The organism is Kitasatospora sp. MBT66, assembly GCF_000710405.2.
In the GTDB taxonomy this organism is placed as follows: Bacteria; Actinomycetota; Actinomycetes; order Streptomycetales; family Streptomycetaceae; genus Kitasatospora; species Kitasatospora purpeofusca.
In genome coordinates this window covers 1,089-9,258 of the sequence record NZ_JAIY01000005.1, presented here as the reverse complement: position 1 = coordinate 9,258, position 8,170 = coordinate 1,089, and the positions used below count along the sequence as shown (strand labels likewise).

Below are 8,170 nucleotides of genomic sequence, written 5' to 3'. Positions count from 1 at the left end.
TGCCGCCCGAGGCCCGCCGCGTCCGCGCCGCCTTCACCTCAGAAGCCGTCGGAGCCGCCGGAGCGGCTGGAGCGGCCGGAGCGGCCGGCCCCGCCGGATTCGCCGAGGAGGCCGACTTCCTCCTCGCCGGCGCGCCCGCCCCGTCCGGTCCCCCGCCCGGTCCGCCGGTCCCGGACGAACGGCTGCTCGACTACCCCGTGCTCGAACTGCTCGGCCCGGACGGGGACACCGACCGGCGCGGCACCCTGCAGCGGGCGTTCCGTCCGGGCGCCGGGATCCGGACGGCGGTCGGCCCGTACGGCGCCCGGCTGCAGCGCCTCCCGATGCCGCAGCACGCGGTGCCGCCGAGAGTCTCGGCCGGCTCCTTCGACCACCGCTTCGACGCCGCCGCGCCCGCCGACATCCCGTCCGACGGCACCTGGCACACCGTCACGATCGACGACATCGCGGTGAGCGTCCGGCCCGAGTACGTCGCCGTGCCCGCGGTCGAGGAGCGGGTCTACGCGACCCTGGTGCTCACCAACGGCACCGCCCGCGCCGTGCTCGCCGGCCCGGTCGAGGTGACCGTCGACGACGAGTTCCTGCTCACCGGGGCCCTGCCCACCCTCGCCCCCGGCGGTGTGCGCCGACTGGGCATCGGTGTCGCCGAGTCGGTCGAGGTGACGCGCCGTACCGAGCTGCACGAGTCCACCGCGGGCATGCTGAACAGCAGCACCGTGCTCGACCACCGGGTGCGCGTCGAACTGGCCAACCGGCTCGGCCGCCCGGTCACCGTCGAGGTCCGCGAACGGGTACCGGTCAGCTCCGACGCCGATGTCCGGATCGAGGAACGGCCCGGCTGGCACGCACCGGACGAACCGTCCCCCGAGTGCCCGCCCGGCACCCGGCTCCGGCGGGTCGACCTGCCGCCGGGCGGCCGGGCCGAGCTGGACGGCGGCTACCAGATCAGAATCCCGGCCGGAAAGGCCATCGTCGGCGGAAACCGGAGGAACTGAACGATGACCGTCACCCCCCTCCCCGGCGCCGCGAGCGCGGGCGCCCCGGGGCCGGACACCCCAGGCACCGCAGGAACCCCGGGAACCACCGCCCCCACGAGCCCGCAGCACCCCGTCACGACCCTTCCCGTCACCACCGTCACCTGCCTGGAGGACCGCGCCCGGATCGGCCGCACCGCCACCCCGGACCTCGCCGCCGGCGTCCAGCGGCTGCGGCTCGGCCCGCTCACCGCCCTCGCCGTCGACCGCACCCTGCGCGCCGAGTCGGACACCCCGGGCGTCCGCGTCCTGGACGCCCGGATCACCCGCGCCTGGACGCCCCGCGCACCCCTGCCGCCCGGCCCGGAGGACTCCGAGCTGCGCCACCGGCTGCACGCGCTGGAGGTCCGGATCCGCGAGGAGGAGCGGCTGGCCGACCGGCTGGAGGCCCGGCTGGCCCTGCTCGCCCAGCTCAGCGCCGACCTGCTGCGGGAGGTCGGCGAGGGCGCCGGCGCCGGCGAGGTCGAACGCACCCGCTGGCACCGCGAGCTGGACCGGGTCGACACCGGCCGCGAGCAGCACGGCGAGGAGCTGCGCGCCGCCCGGGTCCGGCTGCGCCGGCTGGAGGTGGACCGCGCCGCGGCGCTCGGCGCCCTGGAGGAGTCCGAGGAGCGGCCCGCCGAACTCGTCGCCCACCTCGAACTCACCGTCGAGGCCGCCGCGGCCGGCCCGGCCCGGCTCACCGTGCACCACCTGGTGCCGTGCGCCCTGTGGCGGCCGTCCTACCGCGCCACCCTGGCCGACGGCGTGCTGCGGCTGGAGTCCGAGGCGGTGGTCTGGCAGCGCACCGGCGAGTCCTGGGACGGGGCCCGGCTGACCTTCTCCACCGCCCGGTCGGCACTGGCCACCGAACCGCCGGCGCTCGCCGAGGACGTACTGGTCCTGCGCGAGCGCACCACCGAGGAGAAGCGCGCCGTCGAGGTCGAGCTGCGCGAGGAGGCGATCTCCGAACTGGGCCCGGACGGCGTGGTGCCGGGCGTGGACGACGGCGGCGAGGTGCGGGTGCTGCACGCCCCGGCCCCGGCCACCGTGCCGTCCGACGGCAAGGCGCACCGGGTGCCGCTGGCCTCCTTCGACGGTCCGGCGCACAGCGAGTTCACCTGCGCGCCGGAGCTGTCGCCGCTGGTGACCCAGGTGGTCCGGTTCCGCAACACGGCCGGGCACCCGCTGCTCGCCGGGCCGGTCGAGCTGGTCCGCGGCAGCGGGTTCACCGGGCGCGGGCAGCTGCCGTTCACCGCGGCGGGCGCCGACACCGAGCTGTCCTTCGGCAGCTCGGACGGCTACCGGGTGGTGCGGGAGACCGAGGAGCGCCGGTCCACCGCGGGCCTGAGCCAGCGTTCGGTGACCACCCGCACGGTGCGGCTGCACCTGTCCCGGTTCTCCGGCCCGGAGGAGCGGGACGAGCAGCTGGTCGCGGTGCGCGAACGGGTGCCGGTCTCCGAGGTGGCGGCGGTGGAGGTGCGGCTGCGCAAGGAGGAGTGCTCACCCGTGCCGGACGCCTTCGACGCCGAGGGCATCGTGCGCTGGGACGTCCCGCTCGGCCCGGGCGCCCGCCGCACGCTGACCCTGGTGTACGAGATCTCCGCCTCCTCGAAGGTGGCGGGCCTGTGAGCGGCGGCGGCCCGGGCGCCCGCCCGGGTCCGGCCGGAACAGGTACAACAGGAGCATGATCCTGCACCTCACTCCCCTGGACGACTGGCTGGCCGACCCCGGGCGGCCGTACGCGACCGCCTCGCTGCTCACCGACGGGTTCATCCACTGCTCGGCGGACGAGCCGACCGCGCTGGCCGTGGCCAACGCCTTCTTCGCCGACACCCGCGGACCCCTGATGGCGCTGCTGATCGAGGAGTCGCTGGTGGAACCGATGGTCAAGTGGGAGGCCCCGAACGGCGCACCGCCGCCCGGGGCCACTCCCGGGGTGCTGTTCCCGCACATCTACGGGCGGCTGAACCGCACGGCCGTGGTCGGCCTGGAGAAGGTCGAGCGGGGCCCGGACGGCCGCTGGGTGTCCCTCTCCCCCTGGAGCTGACGCCCCGCCCGGCGGGCTCCGACGGTCACGCCCTACAGCCAGCCCCGCTCCCGGGCCGCCATCCCGGCCTGGAAACGGGTGGTGGCGCCCAGCTCGCGCATCAGCGACTGGAGCCGGCGCTGGGTGGTCCGGGCGCTCCAGCCCAGCGAGCGGGCGATCGACTCGTCGGTGAGGCCGGCCGCCAGCAGGCCGAGCAGCTTGCGGTGGTCGGCCTCCGGCTCCAGCGCCCCGTCCCCGGAGCCGATCGCGGCCTGCAGCTGGACGGCCCGCTCCCACTCTGCCTCGAAGAGCGTGTCCAGGGCCTGGAGCAGGGCCGAGGGGTGGATCACGTAGGCGGCGTCGAGGACGCTGTCGCCGACGCTGATCGGGATGATCGCCATCCGGTCGTCCGACATGACCATCTTCATCGGGAGCACCGGCCTGACCCTGGCCTCCTCCCCGTCGGCGACACCGGCCAGGATGTTCTTCTCCAGCCGGCCCGGCCAGGCCACCGCCTCCCGGTCGTAGATGGTCCGGAACCGCACGCCCTCGCCCAGCCGCTGCCGCTGCAGCGGGATGTTGGCGACGGGGTCCTGGATGTAGGGCGGGCAGTCGAAGCCGCGGATCTGGTACTGGCTGGTCCCGGTGATGTGCTCCAGGCGCTGGGCTATCGCCTCGCCGCCGGTCAGCACCTCGACCGAGTGCGCCGGGTCGGTGTACCGGGACGCCTCCCGGAAGGCGTCCATCAGCCGGTGCATCTCGGCCCGGGCGTGCCGCAGTTCGGACTCCCGGTGGCCGATCAGGGTGCCGATCGCCACGTCCGGGGCGACCGGCAGGAAGCGCTGGCGGTCGACCGGGGCCCGGGTGGCCATGCCCTGCTGGGCGAGCCGGTCCAGGGCCCGCAGGCTCTGCTGGGGCGTCAGTTCGCAGAGCCCGGCGAGGTCCTCGGCCGTGGACTGCGGGTTGGCCACCAGCGCCGCGTAGACCCGCCCGTCGGGCCCGGCCAGTCCCAGAGCGCTGAGTGGTGCATCGGACACGGCGTCGCTCCCCCGTTCGCCTCTCGCCCCCCGCCCCGGGTGGCGCACTCCCGCCACCCGGCGGGTCGCGGTCAGGTGGCAATCCTCGGCCACGGATCACCGGGCTGACAAGGTGATCACCCCACGATGCGGCCCGCTTCACAGCAGATCCGCCGAACGACGGAGGGCCTCCCCGCCGAGTGGCGGGGAGGCCCTCCGGGGACCCGGGGGTCGGGGTGCTACAGCCCGACCTCGCGCATCAGCTGACCGACCTCGGGGTTGGTCAGCCGGCGCAGCCAGCCGGACTTCTGGTCACCGAGCGCGATCGGCCCGAAGTGGGTGCGGACCAGCTTCTCGACCGGGAAGCCCGCCTCGGACAGCATCCGGCGGACGATGTGCTTGCGACCCTCGTGCAGGGTCACCTCGACCAGGTAGTTCTTGCCGACGTTCGAGACCACCTTGAAGCTGTCGGCGCGGGCGTAGCCGTCCTCCAGCTCGATGCCCTTGGCGAGCTGCTTGCCCAGGTCGCGCGGGATCGGACCCTGGATGGCGGCCAGGTAGGTCTTGGTCACGCCGTACCGGGGGTGGGTGAGGCGGTGGGCCAGCTCGCCGTGGTTGGTGAGCAGGATGATGCCCTCGGTCTCGGTGTCCAGGCGGCCGACGTGGAACAGCCGGGTCTCCCGGTTGGTCACGTAGTCGCCGAGGCACTGGCGGCCGTCCGGGTCCTCCATGGTGGAGACCACGCCGGCCGGCTTGTTCAGCGCGAAGAACAGGTACGACTGGGTGGCGACGGTCAGGCCGTCGACCTTGATCTCGTCGTTCTGCGGGTCGACCCGCTTGCCCTGCTCGGTGACGCGCTTGCCGTTGACCTCGACCCGGCCCTGGTCGATCAGCTCCTCGCAGGCGCGGCGGCTGCCGATGCCGGCCCGGGCCAGCACCTTCTGCAGTCGCTCGCCCTCGGGCTCGCCGAAGGTCTTCGGCAGCTTCACGGCCGGCTTGTCGTGGCGGGCCAGGACGGCGTCCTCGATCCGGGCCTGGAGCTCGCGCGAGCGCTGCGGCTGGCGGCGCGGGTCGCCCGGGGCGGGCGCGCCCTCGCGGCGCGGCCGGGGGGCCGGGCCGGGCCGGCGCCCGGTGTAGCTGCCGCGGGCCGGGGTGGCGTTGGGGCCGCCGCCGAACTCGGGACGGTCGTACCTGCGCTCCTCGGGCCGCAGCGGGCGGTCCGGGAAGCGACGGTCGTCACGGCGGTCGTCCCGGCGGTCGTCGCGCCGGTCGTCACGGCGATCGTCGCGCCGGTCGTCGCGGCGACCGTACGAGCCGGAGCCGGCGCCCGGACGACCCGCACCGGAACCGGGACGGCCCGAGCCGGTGCCCGGACGGCCCGCACCGGAGCCACCGCGGGGCGCGCCGGAGCCGCCGCGGCCGGAGCCACCGCCGTACGAACCCCCGCGCTCTCCCGAGCCGCCACGGCTCGAACCGGAGCCACCGCCGTACGAACCCCCGCGCTCTCCCGAGCCGCCGCGGCCCGAGCCGCCCCCGTAGGAGCCGCCCCGGTCCCCGCCCTGTCCGCCGCGACCGCTGCCGCCGCCGCTGCTGTTCCTGCCGTTGCCACTGCTACGCATCAAAGTGTCCGTACGTCGTTACCGTCTTGGGCTGTGCGGTCGTTTCGGCCGACCTCACCGCCCCCTACCGATCAGGCGCAGCCCGACCGGCCTCGCCACTGCCGTCCGCAGCCTTCGCGGCAGCGGCGGCGACCGCCTCCGCGATCATCGTGCCCTCCAGGGACTCCGCTTCCACGTCGTCGACCTCGGGCAGGAACGGGGCGAGCTCCGGCAGCTCGTCCAGGCCGCGGAGCCCCATCCGTTCCAGGAAGTAGTTCGTCGTCCGATACAGGATCGCACCTGTTTCGGGCTCGGATCCGGCCTCTTCCACCAGTCCTCGCTGTACCAGGGTACGCATCACACCGTCACAGTTCACACCGCGGACGGCGGAGACCCGCGATCTGGACACCGGTTGCCGGTAGGCGACCACCGCCAGGGTCTCCAGCGCCGCCTGGGTCAGACGGGCCTGCTGGCCGTCCAGGACGAAGCGGTCGACGGCAGGAGCGCAGGTGGCGCGGCTGTGGAAACGCCAGCCCCCGGCCACCTGCCGCAGGTCGAAGCCGCGGCCCTGGGCGGTGTACTCGGCGGACAGCCCGCGCAGGGCCGAGGCCACCTCCGCGCACGGGCGCTCCAGCACGGCGGCCAGGTGGGCCTCGGTGGCCGGCTCGTCGACGATCATCAGGATCGCCTCCAGCTCCGCCCGCAGCCCAGGCCCGTCCGCCGCCGGGAGGCCGGGAAGATCCACGGAAAGGTCTTCGGGAAGCCGCTCCGGAGAAGTCGACGGAGCCGACTTCTGGTGCACCACCTCCACCGGCACCGCCGCGGCCACCTCCACCGCCGCCACTACCTCCACCGCCTCGGCCGTGACGGCCGCCACGGCGGCCATGACCGCGGGGACGGCCCCGGGAGCCGCCACCGGACCGTCCTCCAGGACGCTCGGAGCCGGTTCCTGCCACTCCTCGGCCCTCGGCTGCCCCGGTACCCCCAGCGCCCGCCTGGCCGGCCGTCCACCGCCCGCCTCGCCGTTCCCGACCGTCATCGCCCGTCCTCCTCGCCCTTCACCGCCGCCTCGCCCGCCGGCCGGTCGAACTCGTCGGTCACCTCGATCGCGCCCCGGTCCGCCTCGGCCACCCAGCGCACCACCAGCTCGCCGAGCGCGTCCGGCTGCTCGAAGGCGAGCACCCGCTCCCGGTACAGCTCCAGCAGGGCCAGGAAGCGGGCGACCACCACCATGGTGTCCGGGGCGTCCGCCACCAGCCGCTGGAAGGTGGCCTCGCCCAGCTCGGCCAGCAGGTCGACCACCAGGCCGGCCTGCTCGCGCACGCTCACCGGCGGGCTGTGGATGTGGTCGACGTAGACGGTCGGCGGGGGCTTGGGCGTCATCGCCCGGGCGGCGAGCTGCGCGAAGCGCTCGGTGCCGATGCTGATCACGACCTCGGGCAGCAGCGCGGCGTGCCGGGGCTCCAGGCCGACGCTGCGAGGGCGCCGGAGCAGCTCGGCGGCCCAGCGCTCGCCGAACAGGGCCGCCGCGCGCTTGTAGGCCCGGTACTGGAGCAGCCGGGCGAAGAGCAGGTCGCGCGCCTCCAGCAGGGCGAGGTCCTCCTCGTCCTCGACCTCGGCGGCGGGCAGCAGCCGGGCCGCCTTGAGGTCGAGGAGGGTGGCGGCGACCACCAGGAACTCGGTCGCCGCGTCCAGGTCCCAGTCCGGCCCCATGGCGCGGATGTGGGCGAGGAACTCGTCGGTGACCGTCGCCAGCGCCACCTCGGTGACGTCCATCCGGTGCTTGGCGATCAGGCTCAGCAGCAGGTCGAACGGGCCTTCGAAGTTGTCCAGCCGGACCCGGAAGCCGCCCTGCGGCCCGTCGGTACCCGCTCCGCCCGCCCCGCCCCCGGCGCCCACGGCGGCCGACGCGCCGGGCTCCGCCGCAGCGACGACGGCGGCCTGGGCGACGACGGGGCTCTCGGACGTGCTCGGCATGACGGTCCATCTTCGCCCGGCGGCACCGGCCGCCCGGCACCGGGGCCGCCGACACGCCGGTCCTCTCCGGCCCCGCAGCCGCCCGCGCGGCCACGCAAGGCCCTGGGACCCGCCCGAACCCCCCGCGGCCCCGGGACAGGCGCCCAGCGCCCGCACAGCCGCCGTTCCGGGCCCCACCGGCCCCCGCGCGAACCCTCGACCCGCCCCGGACCCCCCGCGGCCCCGAGGCACGGGCTCAGCGCCCGCGCAGCCGCCGCACCAGGATGCTGGCCTCGCCGCGCTGCTCCAGGTCCGCCAGGACGACCGCGATGGCCTCCCGCACGATCCGGCCCCGGTCCACCGCCAGGCCGTGCTCACCGCGGAGCACCAGCCGGGTGTGCTCGAGGTCCATCAGCTCCTCGGCGGACACGTACACGGTGATCTTCTCGTCGTGCCGCTCGCGCCCGCTGGGGCGGCGGGGGGCACGGCCACGCGGACGGGGCCGTCCGGCGGCACCCGTCTGGTCCTCGACCGCACCGGCGTGCTGGCGCGGCGCCG

At 75.5% G+C, this 8,170-nt stretch carries 7 protein-coding genes and 1 pseudogene; 3 read left to right on the top strand and 5 right to left on the bottom strand.

Going from position 1 to position 8,170, the window contains the following annotated elements; genetic code table 11:
* From BI06_RS11120 to BI06_RS11110, 3 genes are all read left to right on the top strand, one after another.
* Window positions 1–995 (top strand): DUF4139 domain-containing protein (locus BI06_RS11120; protein ID WP_149030356.1); only part of this gene is annotated, 995 nt, incomplete at its 5' end.
* Window positions 996–998: 3 nt separating this feature from the next.
* Complete coding sequence (locus tag BI06_RS11115; RefSeq protein ID WP_082558433.1) at window positions 999–2,645, top strand: DUF4139 domain-containing protein; 1,647 nt, start codon at window positions 999–1,001, stop codon at window positions 2,643–2,645.
* 55 nt (window positions 2,646–2,700) lie between these two features.
* A complete protein-coding gene (locus tag BI06_RS11110) occupies window positions 2,701–3,063 on the top strand; it encodes a DUF952 domain-containing protein (protein ID WP_043467749.1) in 363 nt (120 codons plus the stop codon).
* 32 nt (window positions 3,064–3,095) lie between these two features.
* Here the strand turns inward: BI06_RS11110 and BI06_RS11105 are convergent, their stop codons facing one another.
* From BI06_RS11105 to BI06_RS11085, 5 genes and pseudogenes are all read right to left on the bottom strand, one after another.
* A complete protein-coding gene (locus tag BI06_RS11105) occupies window positions 3,096–4,079 on the bottom strand; it encodes a hypothetical protein (protein ID WP_051740734.1) in 984 nt (327 codons plus the stop codon).
* 218 nt (window positions 4,080–4,297) lie between these two features.
* Window positions 4,298–5,677: a pseudouridine synthase gene (locus BI06_RS11100; RefSeq protein ID WP_043467747.1), complete on the bottom strand. Its 1,380-nt coding sequence runs from the start codon at window positions 5,675–5,677 to the stop codon at window positions 4,298–4,300.
* 64 nt (window positions 5,678–5,741) lie between these two features.
* Window positions 5,742–6,335 (bottom strand): SMC-Scp complex subunit ScpB, encoded by a 594-nt coding sequence (locus BI06_RS11095; RefSeq protein WP_233290122.1) that lies wholly within the window; start codon window positions 6,333–6,335, stop codon window positions 5,742–5,744.
* Between the two features lie 356 nt (window positions 6,336–6,691).
* Window positions 6,692–7,633, bottom strand: coding sequence for a ScpA family protein (locus BI06_RS11090; RefSeq protein ID WP_082558432.1), 942 nt, complete (start codon window positions 7,631–7,633; stop codon window positions 6,692–6,694).
* Window positions 7,634–7,868: 235 nt separating this feature from the next.
* Window positions 7,869–8,170 (bottom strand): annotated as a pseudogene (locus BI06_RS11085) (hypothetical protein); the annotation flags it as partial.